12 protein-coding genes are annotated in these 15,747 nt (G+C 72.4%); 7 read left to right on the forward strand and 5 right to left on the reverse strand.

Going from position 1 to position 15,747, the window contains the following annotated elements; all coding sequences use genetic code 11:
• The first annotated feature begins 54 nt into the window (after window positions 1–54).
• From pulA to ACIBTU_RS23530, 4 genes are all read left to right on the forward strand, one after another.
• Entirely contained in the window at window positions 55–5,370 is a 5,316-nt protein-coding gene (gene pulA, locus ACIBTU_RS23515; RefSeq protein ID WP_399128322.1) for a pullulanase-type alpha-1,6-glucosidase, read from the forward strand.
• A 107-nt stretch (window positions 5,371–5,477) separates the two neighbouring features.
• A complete protein-coding gene (locus ACIBTU_RS23520; RefSeq protein WP_399128323.1) occupies window positions 5,478–6,284 on the forward strand; it encodes a MerR family transcriptional regulator in 807 nt (268 codons plus the stop codon).
• Between the two features lie 241 nt (window positions 6,285–6,525).
• Window positions 6,526–8,025, forward strand: coding sequence for an NCS1 family nucleobase:cation symporter-1 (locus tag ACIBTU_RS23525; protein WP_399128325.1), 1,500 nt, complete (start codon window positions 6,526–6,528; stop codon window positions 8,023–8,025).
• Between the two features lie 26 nt (window positions 8,026–8,051).
• Window positions 8,052–8,777 (forward strand): aspartate/glutamate racemase family protein, encoded by a 726-nt coding sequence (locus tag ACIBTU_RS23530; RefSeq protein ID WP_399128326.1) that lies wholly within the window; start codon window positions 8,052–8,054, stop codon window positions 8,775–8,777.
• A gap of 54 nt (window positions 8,778–8,831) precedes the next feature.
• Here ACIBTU_RS23530 and ACIBTU_RS23535 read toward each other — a convergent pair whose 3' ends face one another.
• Genes ACIBTU_RS23535 through ACIBTU_RS23545 form a run of 3 tightly spaced genes read right to left on the reverse strand, consistent with a single transcriptional unit; the run spans window position 8,832 to window position 10,851 of the window.
• Entirely contained in the window at window positions 8,832–9,626 is a 795-nt protein-coding gene (locus ACIBTU_RS23535) for a DUF4389 domain-containing protein (protein ID WP_399128404.1), read from the reverse strand.
• 6 nt (window positions 9,627–9,632) lie between these two features.
• Entirely contained in the window at window positions 9,633–10,274 is a 642-nt protein-coding gene (locus tag ACIBTU_RS23540; RefSeq protein WP_399128327.1) for a class F sortase, read from the reverse strand.
• A 40-nt stretch (window positions 10,275–10,314) separates the two neighbouring features.
• A complete protein-coding gene (locus tag ACIBTU_RS23545) occupies window positions 10,315–10,851 on the reverse strand; it encodes a hypothetical protein (RefSeq protein WP_399128329.1) in 537 nt (178 codons plus the stop codon).
• 232 nt (window positions 10,852–11,083) lie between these two features.
• Between ACIBTU_RS23545 and ACIBTU_RS23550 the strand changes: the two genes are divergently transcribed.
• Complete coding sequence (locus ACIBTU_RS23550) at window positions 11,084–12,196, forward strand: hypothetical protein (protein ID WP_399128330.1); 1,113 nt, start codon at window positions 11,084–11,086, stop codon at window positions 12,194–12,196.
• Between the two features lie 9 nt (window positions 12,197–12,205).
• Here the strand turns inward: ACIBTU_RS23550 and ACIBTU_RS23555 are convergent, their stop codons facing one another.
• Together ACIBTU_RS23555 and ACIBTU_RS23560 are read right to left on the reverse strand one after the other, a co-directional pair.
• Window positions 12,206–12,964, reverse strand: coding sequence for a LysE family translocator (locus ACIBTU_RS23555; RefSeq protein WP_399128331.1), 759 nt, complete (start codon window positions 12,962–12,964; stop codon window positions 12,206–12,208).
• Entirely contained in the window at window positions 12,961–13,953 is a 993-nt protein-coding gene (locus ACIBTU_RS23560) for an Acg family FMN-binding oxidoreductase (RefSeq protein WP_399128332.1), read from the reverse strand. Before ACIBTU_RS23560 ends, ACIBTU_RS23555 begins: the two co-directional genes overlap by 4 nt.
• A 122-nt stretch (window positions 13,954–14,075) precedes the next feature.
• Between ACIBTU_RS23560 and ACIBTU_RS23565 the strand changes: the two genes are divergently transcribed.
• Window positions 14,076–14,540: a universal stress protein gene (locus ACIBTU_RS23565; RefSeq protein ID WP_399128334.1), complete on the forward strand. Its 465-nt coding sequence runs from the start codon at window positions 14,076–14,078 to the stop codon at window positions 14,538–14,540.
• A 127-nt stretch (window positions 14,541–14,667) separates the two neighbouring features.
• Window positions 14,668–15,726 carry an alcohol dehydrogenase catalytic domain-containing protein gene (locus ACIBTU_RS23570; RefSeq protein ID WP_399128335.1) on the forward strand — a complete coding sequence of 353 codons (1,059 nt, stop codon included), beginning with the start codon at window positions 14,668–14,670 and terminating at the stop codon, window positions 15,724–15,726.
• Window positions 15,727–15,747: the final 21 nt, after the last annotated feature.

The raw sequence follows: 15,747 nt of genomic DNA on the forward strand, positions 1-15,747 counted from the left end.
CCCCCGTCGGCCCGCGCCTCCCCAAGAGCCCTGATTCCGCGAGGAGTTCACGCCTTGAGCCGCACCCGTCCCATCCCGCACAGACGGGCCGCCGCGTACACTGCGGCCGCCGCCCTCCTCGTCACGCTCGCCCAGCCGCTCGCGGCCCGCGCCGCGGCCCCGCCCGCGCCGCCCTCCGACGCGAAGCTCGCCGCCGCGCCCGCCCGCCACGACCTCACCCGCGAGCAGTACTACTTCGTCCTGCCGGACCGCTTCGCCAACGGCGACAGCGCCAACGACAAGGGCGGACTCACCGGTTCGCGGCTCTCCACGGGCTACGACCCCACCGACAAGGGCTTCTACCAGGGCGGCGACCTCAAGGGCCTCACCGAGCGGCTCGACTACATCAAGGACCTCGGCACCACCGCGATCTGGATGGCGCCGATCTTCAAGAACAAGCCGGTGCAGGGCGAGGGCGACAACGCCTCGGCCGGCTACCACGGCTACTGGATCACCGACTTCACCCGGGTCGACCCGCACTTCGGCACGAACGCGGATCTGAAGCGCCTCATAGCGAAGGCGCACGCCAAGGGCATGAAGGTCTTCTTCGACGTCATCACCAACCACACCGCCGACACCGTCGACTACGCCGAGAAGCAGTACGGCTACCGCCCCAAGGGCGCCTACCCCTACCTCGACACCGGCGGCCGCCCCTTCGACGACAGCGCGGGCGTCACCGCGAAGGTCGACCGGGACTCCTTCCCGTACACGCCGAAGAACACCGGCGAGATGGTCCCGGACTGGCTGAACGACCCGACGATGTACCACAACCGCGGCGACTCGACCTGGGAGGGCGAGTCCACGACGTACGGCGACTTCTCCGGGCTCGACGACCTGTGGACCGAGCGGCCCGAGGTCGTCCGGGGCATGGAGAGGATCTACGAGACCTGGGTGCGGGACTTCGACGTCGACGGCTTCCGCATCGACACCGCCAAGCACGTGAACATGGACTTCTGGACCCAGTGGGCCACCGCTCTCGACCGGTACGCGGCGGCCCGCGGCCGGAAGGACTTCTTCATGTTCGGCGAGGTCTACTCCGCCGACACCGACGTCACCGCGCCCTACGTCACGCGCGGCCGGCTCGACGCGACCCTCGACTTCCCGTTCCAGGACGCCGCCCGCGCCTACGCCTCCCAGGGCGCCGGCGCGGACAAGCTCGCCAAGGTCTTCGCCGACGACTACAAGTACGCCACCGACCAGGCCAACGCGTACGAGCAGGTCACCTTCCTCGGCAACCACGACATGGGCCGCATCGGCACCTTCCTCAAGGCCGACCACCCGAAGGCATCCGACAAGGAACTCCTCCAGCGCGACCGGCTCGCCCACGAGCTGATGTTCCTCTCGCGCGGGAACCCCGTCGTCTACTACGGCGACGAGCAGGGCTTCACCGGCGCCGGCGGCGACAAGGACGCCCGCCAGACCCTCTTCCCCTCGAAGGTCGCCGACTATCTGGACGACGACGAGCTCGGCACCGACCGCACGCACGCCGACGCCGCCTACGACGAGCAGCACCCCCTCTACCAGGACATCGCCGCGCTGGCGAAGCTCCGCGAGCAGAACCCGGCCCTCACCGACGGCACGCAGAAGGAGCTCTACGCCAAGGACTCCGTGTACGCGTTCTCCCGCACCGGCGACGACCGCGAGTACGTCGTCGCCGTGAACAACGCGCAGGAGGCCAAGACCGTCGAACTGCCCGTGGAGTCCGCCGCGTTCGGCACCCTCTACGGCGGATCGGGCCGCGTGAAGGCCGACGGCGGACGCGTCGAGGTGACCGTCCCCGCGCTCTCCTCCCTCGTCCTGCGCGCCGACGCGAAGCTCCCGAAGGCCGGCACCGCACCGCAGGTCTCCCTCACGGCCCGGGCCGCCGGCGCCACCGGCACCGTCACGCTCAGCGCCGACCCCGGTGCGACCGCGTCCCCGCGCGTGGTCTTCGCCGCCCAGGTCGGCGACGGGACGTGGCGCACGCTGGGCTCGGTCGACCACGCCCCGTACAAGATCACGCAGTATCTTCCGGACACGGTGAAGGCGGGCACCGACCTGCGCTACAAGGCCGTCGTCGTGGACCGGGACGGGCGCACCGCGAGCGCCCTCGCCTCCTCGACCGCCGGGCAGGCCCCGGCCCCCGAGAAGCCGACCGCCGTCGACCGCGACCACGTCGTGGTCCACTATCAGCGCACCGACAAGGACTACACCGGCTGGACCCTCAAGTCAGGTGACAGCAAGGGCGAGTTCGTCGGGCGGGACGCCTACGGCGCCTTCGCCTGGGTGAAGGTCCCCGACGGCGCCGGATCGCTGAAGTACACCGTCGAGAAGGACGGCACCGCCGACGGCCCCGAGCGCACGATCGACCTCGGCAGGACCGGAGAGGTCTGGATCGAGCAGGGCGCCGACGGACAGAAGTCCACCCGGCCCGACGGGGTGTACCCGCCGCAGGACGCGACCAAGGCCGTCGTCCATGTGCGCCGCGCCGACGGCGACTACGACGGCTGGGGTCTGCACACCTGGACCGGCGCCGCGAACCCCACCGACTGGGCGAAGCCGCTCCAGCCGACCGGCAAGGACGCGTTCGGCCTCGTCTTCGAGGTGCCGCTCGCCGAAGGCGCCACCAGCCTCGGCTACATCCTCCACAAGGGCGACGAGAAGGACATCCCCACCGACCGCTCCCTCGACTTCGGCACGTACGGCAAGGAGGTGTGGCTGAACGCGGGGGAGAGCGGCTACCTGCTGCCGTCCCAGAGCGGCGGCGGCGACCTCGACCTTGGCAAGGCCGAGGCGCAGTGGATCGACGCCGACACCGTCGTGTGGAAGGTGAAGGCCGGCTCCGGCACCAGCGCACAGCTCGTGTACGCGCCCGACGGCGGCATCACCGTCGAGGACGGAGCGCTGAGCGACGAGGGGCACTGGCTGCGGCTGAACCCGGGCGCGCTCACCGACGCGCAGAAGGCCAAGTACCCGCACCTCAAGGACTACCCCGCGTTCACGATCGACCCCCGCGACCGCGACCGGGCGCGCGACGCCCTGCGCGGGCAGCTGATCGCGACCCAGCGCGCGGCCAACGGCGCCCTGCTCACCGCGACCGGCGTCCAGCTCCCCGGCGCGCTCGACTCCCTGTACGGGACGGCCGCCGCGAAGACCGGGCTCGGACCCGTGTTCAAGGGGGACAAGGTCACTCTGTCCGTGTGGGCGCCGACCGCCCAGGACGTGTCCCTCGACCTCGACGGGCGGACCGTGCGCATGCGCCGCGACGGTGCGAGCGGCGTCTGGTCCGCCACCGGCCCGGCCGACGCCTGGCGCGGCAAGCCGTACCGTTACGCCGTGCGCGTGTGGGCGCCGAGCGTCGGCAAGCTCGTCACCAACAAGGTCACCGACCCGTACTCGGTCGCTCTCACCGCGAACTCGCAGCGCAGCCTCGTCGTCGACCTCGCCGACCGGGCGCTCGCCCCCAAGGGCTGGTCGGACCTGAAGAAGCCGAAGGCCGTCGCGATGAAGGACGCGCAGACCCAGGAACTGCACGTCCGCGACTTCTCCGTGGCGGACACCACCACCCCGAAGGACGACCGCGGCACCTACCGCGCCTTCACCGACCGCGACAGCGCGGGCTCCAAGCACCTGCGCGCCCTGGCCGCCGCCGGCACCTCGTACGTGCACCTGCTGCCCGCCTTCGACATCGCGACGATCCCCGAGAAGCGGTCCGAGCAGGCCACCCCCGACTGCGACCTCGGTTCGTACGCGCCCGACAGTGACCGGCAGCAGGCCTGCGTCACGAAGAGCGCCGCGAAGGACGCCTTCAACTGGGGCTACGACCCGCTCCACTACACCGTCCCCGAGGGCTCCTACGCCTCCGACCCGGACGGCACCCGGCGCACCGTCGAGTTCCGGCAGATGGTCCAGGCCCTCAACCAGGACGGCCTGCGCGTCGTCATGGACGTCGTCTACAACCACACGGCGGCCGCGGGCCAGGACGACAACTCCGTCCTCGACCGGATCGTCCCCGGCTACTACCAGCGGCTGAACGCGGACGGCTCGGTCGCGAACTCGACCTGCTGCGCCAACACCGCGCCCGAGAACACGATGATGGGCAAGCTCGTCGCCGACTCCGTCGTCACCTGGGCCAGGCAGTACAAAGTCGACGGCTTCCGCTTCGACCTCATGGGCCACCACCCCAAGGCCAACATCCTGGCCGTCCGCAAGGCACTCGACGCACTCACCGTCGCGAAGGACGGCGTCGACGGCAAGAAGATCATCCTCTACGGAGAGGGCTGGAACTTCGGCGAGGTCGCCGACGACGCCCGCTTCGTCCAGGCCACGCAGAAGAACATGGCCGGCACCGGCATCGCCACCTTCTCCGACCGGGCCCGCGACGCCGTCCGCGGCGGCGGCCCCTTCGACGAGGACCCCGGCGTCCAGGGCTTCGCCAGCGGCCTCTACACCGACCCCAACACCTCGAAGGCCAACGGCACCCCCGCCGAGCAGAAGGCCCGGCTGCTCCACTACCAGGACCTGATCAAGGTGGGCCTGTCCGGGAACCTGGCCGACTACTCCTTCACCGACACCGCCGGGAAGCAGGTGAAGGGCTCCCAGGTCGACTACAACGGCGCCCCCGCCGGGTACGCCGAGGCCCCGGGCGACGCGCTCGCCTACGCCGACGCGCACGACAACGAGTCCCTCTACGACGCCCTCACCTACAAGCTGCCGAAGGAGACCTCGACGGCCGACCGGGCCCGTATGCAGGTCCTCGCGACGGCCACCGCCACGCTCTCGCAGGGCCCCGCCCTCTCCCAGGCCGGCACCGACCTGCTCCGGTCGAAGTCCCTCGACCGGAACTCCTTCGACAGCGGCGACTGGTTCAACGCGATCCACTGGGACTGCCGCACGGGCAACGGCTTCGGGCGCGGCCTCCCGCCCGCCGCCGACAACGAGGCGAAGTGGCCGTACGCGAAGCCGCTCCTGGCCTCCGTCCCGGTCCCGGGCTGCCGTGACATCGACGGCGCCTCCGCCGCGTACCAGGACCTGCTGAAGATCCGCACGGCCGAGCCCGCCTTCCACCTCGACAGCGCCGCCGAGGTCCAGAAGGAGCTGTCCTTCCCGCTCTCGGGAACCGACGAGACCCCGGGCGTGGTCACCATGCGCCTCGGCGACCTCGTCGTCGTCCTCAACGCGACGCCCGAGGAGCAGAAGCAGACGGTCGGGCAGCTGGCCGGCACGGCGTACGGCCTGCATCCGGTGCAGGAGAAGGGAGCGGACGAGGTCGTGCGCACGTCCTCGTACGAGAAGGGCTCGGGCACCTTCACCGTCCCGGCCCGCACGGTCGCGGTCTTCACCCGCGGCTGACGGCACCGCTCCGATGGTGCGCATGATGTCCGGGACGACTGGAAGCGGCGGCTCGACGGGGGACGCTTGACCCTCACACCGTGTGAGCCCGTGTACTCGGAGACACCATGTTCACCATCGGAGACTTCGCCCGGCACGGCCGGGTCTCGGTCCGGATGCTGCGTCACTACGACGCGACCGGACTGCTGCGCCCGGCCCATGTCGACCCCGCCACCGGATACCGCCACTACACCGCCGCCCAGCTCGCCCGGCTCAACCGGCTGATCGCCCTGAAGGACCTCGGCTTCACCCTCGCGCAGGTCGGGGAGATCCTCGACGAGAAGGTGGACGCCGGGGAACTGCGGGCGATGCTGCGGCTGCGCCGCGCCGAGCTGGCCGCGGAGATGGCGGCGACGGCGGCCCGGCTCGGCCAGGTCGAGGCGCGGCTCCGGTCCATCGAGAGCGAGGGACTCATGCCCGGCGACGACATCGTCATCAAGCACCTGCCCAGCCGCCGCGTGGCCGAACTGACCGCGGTCGCACCGGACTTCGACACCATCGGCCCGGTGATCCAGCCGCTGTACGGGGAGCTGTTCCGACGGCTCGGAGCGGCCGGCATCGCACCGACCGGGCCCGGCGTCGCCCGGTACGAGGACGCGCCGGGTGGCGGTGTCCTCGTCCACGCTGGCGTCGAGGTCGCCGCGGCGCCCCGCGAGGAGGACGGCCTGCGCGTGCTCGACCTGCCGCCCGTCGAGCGGGCGGCCACGGTCATCCATCGCGGCTCCATGGAGGCGGTCCTGCCGGCTGTCCAGATGCTGGCCCACTGGATCGAGGCGCACGGTCATCGCTCCGCCGGATACCCCACGGAGGTAAACCTGGAGTGTCCGGAGAACCGTGACCACTGGGTCACCGAACTCCAGGAACCCCTGCTCTGACCTGCGGATTCATCAACTTCACACTTGCGTGGAACAGACCCCGCCGGGCCCGTCCGGCGGGGTTATACGCGTCCCCCCGCTTGGTATACAAGCTTGTCCCGTTGTGACTCATGTCACGGAGTTTCGGACGCCTGGAAACCGTTGACCTCTGGAAAACCGGCGTCGTAACGTCCAGTTCACATTCTTTGGAACTGTGTTTTCGCACAGCGGAAATTGCACGGCGGAAAGTTGAGGGGTCCCCATGGCCACTGCTCAGCAACGGCCCCCAGCCCAGACGGGGCCGGTGGAGGTGGCGGGCGTCGACATCAGCCCGCGGCTCTACAACAGCGACCTTGCACCGACCAAGACCCAGGGGCGCAGTTGGGGCGCCTACAACGTCTTCACCCTCTGGGGCAACGACGTCCACAGCCTGGGCAACTACGCCTTCGCGATGGGCCTGTTCGCCCTCGGGATGAGCGTGTGGGACATCCTCATCGCCTTCGCCGTCGCGTCCGGCATGCTGTTCGTCCTGCTCAACCTGTCCGGCCGGATGGGCTCGCGCACCGGCGTCCCGTTCCCCGTGATGAGCCGGATCGCCTTCGGCGTCCGCGGTTCCAAGCTGCCCGCCGCGGTCCGCGGCGCCGCCGCCATCGCCTGGTTCGGCATCCAGACCTACCTCGCCTCCCAGGTGCTGCGCACGCTGGTGACGGCGCTGTGGCCGGGCGCCGCCGACTACGACAAGAACTCGATCCTCGGCCTGTCCACGCTCGGCTGGATCGCGTTCCTCGTCCTGTGGGCCGTTCAGGTCCTGATCGTCAGCTACGGCATGCAGGCCATCCGCCGGTACATGGCGCTCGCCGCGCCGACCGTCCTGGTGACCGTGCTCGCGCTCGCCGTCTGGATGTTCGTCAAGGCCGACGGCTCCATCGCGCTGGACAACGGCACCCCGTTCCAGGGCGGCACCCAGTGGCTGCACATCTTCGAGGCCGCCGCCCTGTGGGTCGTCGTCTACGGCACCTTCGTCCTGAACTTCTGCGACTTCACGCGCTCCGCGAAGTCCAACCGCGCCATCTCCCGCGGCAACCTGGTCGGCATCCCGGTGAACATGCTGTTCTTCGCCGCGATCGCGGTCGTGCTCAGCGGCGCCCAGTTCCGCATCGACGGACAGGTCATCACCAGCCCCACCCAGGTCGTCCAGGACATCCCCAGCACGATCCTGCTGGCCCTCGCCTGCCTCGCCCTGCTGATGCTGACCGTCGCCGTGAACCTCCTGGCGAACTTCGTCGCGCCGGTGTACATGCTGGTCAACATGTTCCCGCAGCGCCTCACCTTCCGTAGCGCCGGCGTCGTCAGCGCGCTCATCGGCCTGGTGATCCTGCCTTGGAACCTGTACGACAGCCCGGTCGCCGTCACGTACTTCCTCGGCGGACTCGGCGCCCTCCTCGGCCCCGTCTTCGGCATCGTCATGGCCGACTACTGGCTGCTGCGCAAGGCCCGGATCCACGTGCCGCACCTCTACACCGAGCACCCCGAGGCCACGTACCACTACCGGCGCGGCATCAACATGAAGGCCGTCGGCGTCTTCGTGCCCGCCGCCGCCCTCTCCGTGATCATCGCGCTCGTCCCGTCCTTCTCCGGCATCGCGGGCTTCTCCTGGTTCATCGGCGCCGGCATCGCCGCCGGGCTGTACTGGCTCGTGAACGACCGCAAGCAGACCTTCGAGCACGTCGACGGCGAGAGCATCGCCGTCGCCGCCGAATGATCCACACCCCTTGGAGTACCACCCCCATGCGCATCCTCGTCGCCAACGTCAACACCACCGAGTCGATGACGAAGGGCATCGCCGACACGGCCCGCGCCGTCGCGGCGCCCGGCACCGAGATCGTGCCGCTCACGCCGGACTTCGGACCGGAGTCCTGTGAGGGCAACTACGAGAGCTACCTCGCCGCCATCGCCGTCATGGAGAAGGTGCGCGCCTACCCCGAGCCCTTCGACGCCGTCATCCAGGCCGGCTACGGCGAGCACGGCCGCGAGGGCCTCCAGGAGCTGCTCGACGTCCCCGTCGTCGACATCACCGAGGCGGCCGCCAGCACCGCGCAGTTCCTCGGCCACAAGTACTCGGTCGTCACGACCCTCGACCGGGCCGTGCCGCTCATCGAGGACCGGCTCAAGCTCGCCGGGCTCACCGACCGGCTCGCGTCCGTGCGCGCCAGCGGCATGGCCGTCCTCGAGCTCGAGAGAGACCCCGACGCCGCGGTCGCCGCGATCGTCGAGCAGGCCGCGGCCGCCGTCGAGCAGGACCACGCCGAGGTCATCTGCCTGGGCTGCGGCGGCATGGCGGGCCTGACCGAGCAGGTCGTCGCCCGCACCGGTGTCCCGGTCGTGGACGGCGTCGCCGCCGCGGTCACCATCGCCGAGTCGCTGGTCCGCCTGGGCCTGACCACGTCGAAGGTGCGCACCTACGCGCCGCCGCGCCCCAAGGCGATCCGCAACTGGCCGCCGCGCACGGCCTGACCGGACCCGGCCACACCTGACCGTGGCCGTCCCCCTACGGCTCTCACCGGAGCGCTACGGCGCCGGCTGGTGGGAGCCGTACAGGTCTGTATAGCCGTCGTCGTCGCTGTCGTAGTCCACGGTGCCGCGGACGACCTGCCCGGCGAGGCCGAGCAGCAGGAAGAGCACCAGGAGCACCTTGGCCCCGGTGTCGAGCAGCAGCGGCCGGGTCCCGGAGCGGACCTCGGCGGGCGGCACCGGAGCGTCGCCGAACAGGCCTTTCGGGTACGCCGGGGTCAGCAGGTGCCAGTACGCGGCCGTGCGGAAGCTGAACCGGGCCACGGCCGCCGTCGCCGCGTACAACGGCTCGGGGAGCCGCCCCAGGACCAGGGCGATCAGCCAGAACACCCAGGACAGCGCGGCCCAGCCGCTCTGGGCCAGCGAGGTCACGATCGCCGCGGGGATCACCAGGATCAGCCGGAACAGCACGGCGAGCCGGTTCAGCGGTGTCGGACGCAGCTCGATCTGCACGGGGTGGTCCGGCGCCGAGAACGCGAACGGCGGATACCGGTCCACGAGAAGCGTGGCGCTCGCGTTCACCCGGGTCGTGTACACGAGCACGGATCCCAGGAAGCGGTAGATCCCGTCGGGCAGCCGGCCCAGGAACAGCGCGGCGAACCAGCCGGCGATCGCGACGAACACCGCCGCGATCGTCAGTACCGCCAGGACGACGAACTGCGGGAGCAGCAGCAGCCAGCGCAGCAGCACGGTCCAGCGGCGCTGGCGCCCCGGCGGCGGGATGTCCAGGACGGGCAGGAACTCGCGGGCCGCCTCGGGCGCGGGGCGGGGGTCCCAGGTTGCGGCCACGATGCCTCCTCAGGAGGAGAGATGGGCGGTGACGACGACGTTGCCCTTGTACCGTCCGCGCTCCTCGTCGTAGCCGCCACCGCAGGTGATCAGCCGGAGCTCGGGGCGGCCGGTGTCGCCGTACACCTTCCGGTCGGGGAAGTCGTCGGACGCGTACACGTCCACGGAGTCGACGGTGAAGCGGGCGGTGCGGTGGTCGGCCCGCGTGATGTCGACCGTCGTGCCGGGTTTCAGCGCGCCGAGCCCGTAGAACACGGCGGGGCCGTCCGGGATGTCGACGTGACCGGCCACGATCGCCGTGCCGCGGGTGCCCGGGACCGGGCCGTCCGCCCACCAGCCCGCGAGGTTGTCGTCGTCCTCCGGCGGCGCGGCGAGCCGGCCGTCGTCCTGGAGTCGCAGCTTCGTCAGCGGGGCGTCCACGCGCAGCTCCGGGATCACCACGCGCAGCGGCCGGGCGGCGGGCATCGGCGCGACCGCCCGACCGCCCACCACCGTCCCGGAGACGGCCCCCGGCTGAGGGGGCCCGGTCCGCGCGTCCGCCACCGTGAACGCGAACGCGCCCGCCGCGACCAGACTCAGGAGCAGCCCTTCGCCGGCCCGGCGCAGCCGTGTCCGCGGCCGTCTCCCGGGTGAGCGGTGGGCGTCGGGCACGGGCTGTCTCCTGGGCGGACGGGGCGGGCGGGGCGAACGGTCAGTTCTGGCGGTTGCCGCGGCGGCGCAGAGCGAAGCCGGCGGCGGCCGCGAGGGCCAGGCCGCCGGTCGCGGCCAGCGCGGGGACACCCGCCGGGTCGGTGCTCGTCGAGCCGGACCCGGTGTGCATGGCACCGCTCGGCTTGTCCTTCATCGGCGCCGTCGGCACCGGCGTCGCGGGAGCGGTGTGCTGCGGCCGGGGCTTCTGGGTCGTCGGCGCGGTCGGCGAGGCGGACGTCGAGGGGGACGCCGACGGGTTCGCGACGCTGTCGCCGCACAGGCGCTGCGCCTCGGAGGCCGTGGAGTTCGCGTTCTGCTCGCCCGCGGCGAGCTGCTCCTTCGTGACGTTGACGTGGTCGCCGCCGTCGTACTGCTTCTTCATCGCGTCGTAGTCGGCCTGGGCCTCGACCGCCTGCGACTTGGCCGCCTCACAGCCGGCCGGTGAGCCCGCGCCGGCGGCGTGCGCGGCGGTCGGTGCGGCGAGCAGCAGGGCGGAGCAGGCGAGCACGGTGCCGGTGGCTATCTTCAGCGAACGCATCAGGAATTCCTCCAACGGATCCAGCGGGGGAGCGGTCGCGGCACGTCGTGCGCCGTCGTCGGGACCGCCGCCCACGACCCAACCCGCGGTCCACCCGGACCGCAGTCCCGCCGGCCTGCCCCGGTGCCGGCCACCGACCGCGAGCCGGTAAACCGGTGCAGGTCAGTGCCGTCGGTGTGGTTCCTTGGGGTGAACTCCGGCGCGCCTGCGCCGAACAGGGGGAAGGACCTGCTTGTACGTCTTCGAGTGCGCGGGGTGCGGTGCGGAGCTCACCGTCCCGCTCCGCCGCGTCGCGCTGCCCGTCCACGCCCACCAGAAGTACGGGAACGGCATCCAGCTCCCGGTGCTCATGGAACCCGGCACGTTCGCCGTCGACCCCGAACCGTCGGGGCCGCCCTGGCGGGTCTGGGAGGACCTGGCCCCGGGCGAGGCCGCCGCCCGCGGGATCCACGCCCCCCTGTACCACCTGTCGTTCGGGGCGCCCGGCGCGGTCGTCATCGCCCCCGGCGACGTGCGCGGCACCGAACTCGTCCCCGAGCGGGCCGGCGGCTACTGCTGCGGCCTGGACGGCGCCGACGGGCCGAACATGGCCTGCATCGGGTGCGGCCGGGCCGTGGCGACGCGGATCGACGACTGCTCGCTGTGGCAGGCGGTGTGGCTCGCGCCCGACGCCGTCCGCCGCCGCCGTGTCGAGGGCACCGACACCACGCCCCCGACCTGGGCCGAGCTGCTCGCCGAGGGCCTGCGGACGCCCCCGTTCCAGCCGCGCGCGGACTGGGCGGCGACACCGGGCATCCGGCGCTGGTGGGCCTGGAACCCGGAGTGGGAGGCGGCGGCGGGCCGCGCCCTTGCCCACTTCCTGGCCGCGTCCGAGGGCCGCCCCGTGACGATCCTGAGCGGCGGCCCGCTCATGGCGACGGTCCTGCAGCGCGGCCTCGACATCCTGCTCCCCACCCGGGGCACCGCCCGCCGGGCGGCTCTCGCGGGACCGGGCCTCCCGCCCCCTCGCGACTCCGCGGACATCCTGATCGTCCCGACCCATTCCCGTACGGGTGCCCTCTGGTCCGCCGACGGCCCCGGTGCGGCCCACCGGGTCCCGCTCCCGTTCGGCGTCTGGCTGGAGCTGGCCTTCCCGAGCGCGCACCTGCCGGCCCCCGCGTCGGGCCGTCTTCCCGACGGTGTCCTGCGCGACGACCCGGCACCCCCGTCGGCCGCCCGCCATCCCTTCCGCGCGGACCCCCAGGCCTTCCGCGAGGCGCTGGTCCGCCGCCCGGAGGTCCGCACCCCGTGGTTCAGCGAACTCCTGACCCGTCTGACCCGCGAGACCCACCTGCGCGTCTTCTGACCCGCGGGCTCACAGGCGCGAGGGCGCGGAGCGGTCGAACAGCAGGCCGGCGGCGAAGCCGAGGAAGGCGACCCCGGTGGCCTGTTCGAGGCGGCGCCGGAACGCGGGCCGGTGGATCCGCTCGCCGAGCGCGGAGGAGGCCCGGGCCAGAATCCCGTACCAGACGGCGAGTTCGACCACGTCGACGGCCGTGAGGAGCAGCGTCGTGCCGAACAGCCCCGCGCCCGGCGGCACGAACTGCGGGATCAGGCTCATGTAGAAGACCCCGGCCTTGGGATTGAGCAGATTGGTCGCCACTCCCCGCCGGAACGCCACCGCCCGTCCACGGCCCCCACCGCCCACCCCGTCCGGCTCCGGCGACGGCGCCCCGGCACGCCGCAGCGCCGCGACCCCGAGGAACACGAGATACAGGGCGCCGCACACCCGCAGCACGTCGTACGCCGCCCGGGACGCGGTGAGCAGGGCCGTCAGCCCCACGGCGGTGGCCACGCCCCACCCCGCACACCCGACGAGCACCCCCGCCGCGGCGGCGCCCCCGACGCGCCGCCCCTCGGTGACGGACGCCCGCACGACGAGCAGCGAATCGGGCCCGGGCGCCACATTGATCAGCAGCGCGACTCCGGCGAAGGCGAGGACGGCGGTGAACAGATCGGTGTGCGTTCGGGGCCCCCTGAGACAGCGGACGGACGGCGCGAGCGCGTGCCCTTCAGCGTTCAGGGTGGACCAGCGGGCCCCTAGGATCCAGAGGCCGGCCGCCCCGGATCTCACTCCTCGAAGGACAGCACCTCCGTGACCGGGCGGCGGGGGGTGGCGCGGCCGTGGGGGCCGTAGCCGAGGCGCAGGACGATGTGGACGTGGCCGGTCGTGGAGGAGGGGTCACGGGTCAGGGTGCGCAGTTCGGGCCACTCCATGGGCTGCGACATCAGGGAGGTGGAGAGGCCGTCCAGGGTGGCCTGGAGCAGGACGCGCTGGAGCGCCTGACCGGCGCGCAGCCAGTCCACCGGTCCGTCCTCGACCGTGCCGAGCAGGGCGATCTGCGGATGCTTCTCGAAGGGTTCCGCCGTGCGCCCGGCGACCTGACGCCCGGTGTCGAAGTCCCGCACCGGTGAGGTGACGTCGTACTGGCGCGGGCCGAGCGCGTAGGCGGGGATGCCCTCGTCCGACAGCGCCTCGTCCGACGCCCCGGTGCGCGTCCACGCCGCGATCTCGGCCCGTACCGACTCGTCCGCCGCCTCGAACAGCTCCGAGGTGCGGATGAGCCCCATGACCGTCTCCGTGTGCCATGCGCCCGGCACGACGAGCCTGCAGCCCTCCAGGACGGCGGCCGCGCCCAGCCCGTCCAGGATCTCCGGCGGCACCTGCTCCTCCGTGAACGGGTACCGGCTCGTGTGCCGCTCGCGCAGCGCCGGACGCAGCACGGCCAGCTCGTCCTCACCGGAGCCGGCCTCCTCGAACCGGACGTCGGCGAAATGCCACGGATCGGCGGGATCCGGCAGCAGCTCCACCACGGCCCGCAGCTCTCGATCCGCCGCGGCCACCCGCAGCCCGAACAGCGCGGCCCCGCACCCGAGGTGCAGCTCCCGCCGGTCCGGGTCCTCCCGGGGCAGCTCGCGCGCCGGGTCACCGTGCAGCTCCACGGTGCCGGAGACCTCGCGGTACACGAATCTCCACGGCTGCGCGTTGTGCATCGACGGGGCCGTGACGGCGTCCTCGACCAGCGAGGTCACGACGGAGCGGGGCACAGAGATGGTGGTCACGATTCCTCCCGTCCCGGGCACGAGGTCTCCATTGTCCCTCCTGTGCCCTTCCGGGGCTTTCGTTTGGCAGTGCGCCCGTTTCTCGCCCAGGCTGGAAGGAGGCATCCAGAAGGGACGCGGCCATGGACACGCAACAGGGGGCGGCACGGATCGTGGTGGGCCTGGACGGCTCCCCCTCCTCCCAGGCCGCACTGCGCTGGGCCGTGCGGTACGCGGGGCTCGTCGGCGGACAGATCGACGTGGTCACCGCGTGGGAGATCCCCGGTGAGGCGTCGTGGTCGGCCCCGGCGGCGGACGGCGAGTTCGACCAGGAGGACGCCGAGCGGCGCCTGGTCGAGGAGGTCAGGACGGTACTGGGCCGCGAGGCCGGTGCCGCCGACGCGGGGCCGCCCGTGCACGAGCGCGTCGTGCACGGCCACCCGGCCGAGGTGCTGGTCGAGGCGTCGGAGGGCGCCGACCTCCTCGTGGTGGGCAGCCACGGCCGCGGCGCGTTCCGCCGGGCCCTGCTCGGCTCGGTGAGCCAGCAGGTGACGCAGCACGCCGCCTGCCCGGTGACGATCGTGCGCCAGGACCTGTCCGGCACCTGACCCTGTACGGGGCGCGGCAACGCGACGCACTCTGTACCCCTCGACCGTCCACCACTACGTTCGCCGCGAGCATGCCGCCGCAGACGCGGGCCGTCGCAGGCGGCGACGAACAAGGACGGTGACCGCCGTGAGCCGTACCACCATGCGCGCCTTTCGCATCCCGGAGTGGGAGCATCCCGCCGAGGTCGTCGAGGTGCCCGTGCCCGCACCCGGTCCGGGGCAGGCGCTGGTCGAGGTCGCCGGCTGCGGCCTGTGCCACTCGGACTTCACGATGCTGGGTGTGCCCGCCGAGTTCGGCCGCGCCCTGGGCTGGTCCATGCCCTTCACGCTCGGGCACGAGACCGCCGGCCGAATCGCCGAACTCGGCCCCGGCGTCACGGGGTTCACCCCCGGCGACCCGGTCGCCCTGGTGTCCCCCGCGTCCTGCGGCACCTGTACCTACTGCGTGCGGGGCCTGGACGCCAACTGCCCGAACGCACCGGCGGGGCGCGGCTTCGGGCGCGACGGCGGCCTCGCCGAGTACGTGCTCGTCGACGACCCGCGCGCCCTGCTGCCCCTGGGCGGCCTCGACCCGCGCACCGCGGGCCCGCTCACCGACGCCGGCGCCACCTCGTACCACGCGGTGCGGCGGGCGGTGCCCCGGATCCGGCCGGGCGGCACCGCCGTGGCCATCGGCGCGGGCGGACTCGGCGCGTTCGCGGTCCAGTTCCTGCGCCTGCTCACCGGCGCCCGGGTGGTCGCCGTCGACACCGACGAGGCCCGTCTGAAGGTGGCCACGGAACTGGGCGCGCACGACACGCTCGTCGGCACCACCGAAGAGACCGCCACCGAGATCCGGGCCCTGACGGACGGGCACGGAGCCGACGCCGTCCTGGACTTCGTGGGGGTGGACGCCACCGTCACGGCCGGCGTCGCGGCGGTCCGCCCGGCGGGCGTCTTCGGGCTGGTCGGCGCCGCGTCGGGCCGCCTCCAGGCTCCCTGGTACGGCGGACTGCCGCGGGACGGCGAGGTGTTCACCTTCCAGGGCAGCGGCATCGCCGACGTCCAGGAAGTGCTGCGGCTCGCCGAGTCCGGCCGCATCCGCAACAACGTCGACCTCTTCCCGTTCGCCCAGGTCGAGGCGGCGTACAAGGCGCTGCACGACGGCACCCTCCAGGGTCGCGCCGTCGTCACCTTCGGGGACTGAGCGACCCCGCCGCAGGAATTC

Source organism: Streptomyces sp. NPDC050145 (assembly GCF_044460245.1).
Lineage (GTDB): Bacteria > Actinomycetota > Actinomycetes > Streptomycetales > Streptomycetaceae > Streptomyces.

What these genes read in the sequence shown, in the direction of transcription:
- ACIBTU_RS23530 (WP_399128326.1), top strand. Translation starts at nt 8,052, where the DNA reads ATGCGCATCCTCGTCGCCAACGTCAACACCACCGAGTCGATGACGAAG.
- ACIBTU_RS23525 (WP_399128325.1), top strand. Translation starts at nt 6,526, where the DNA reads ATGGCCACTGCTCAGCAACGGCCCCCAGCCCAGACGGGGCCGGTGGAG.
- ACIBTU_RS23545 (WP_399128329.1), bottom strand. Translation starts at nt 10,851, where the DNA reads ATGCGTTCGCTGAAGATAGCCACCGGCACCGTGCTCGCCTGCTCCGCC.
- ACIBTU_RS23520 (WP_399128323.1), top strand. Translation starts at nt 5,478, where the DNA reads ATGTTCACCATCGGAGACTTCGCCCGGCACGGCCGGGTCTCGGTCCGG.
- ACIBTU_RS23565 (WP_399128334.1), top strand. Translation starts at nt 14,076, where the DNA reads ATGGACACGCAACAGGGGGCGGCACGGATCGTGGTGGGCCTGGACGGC.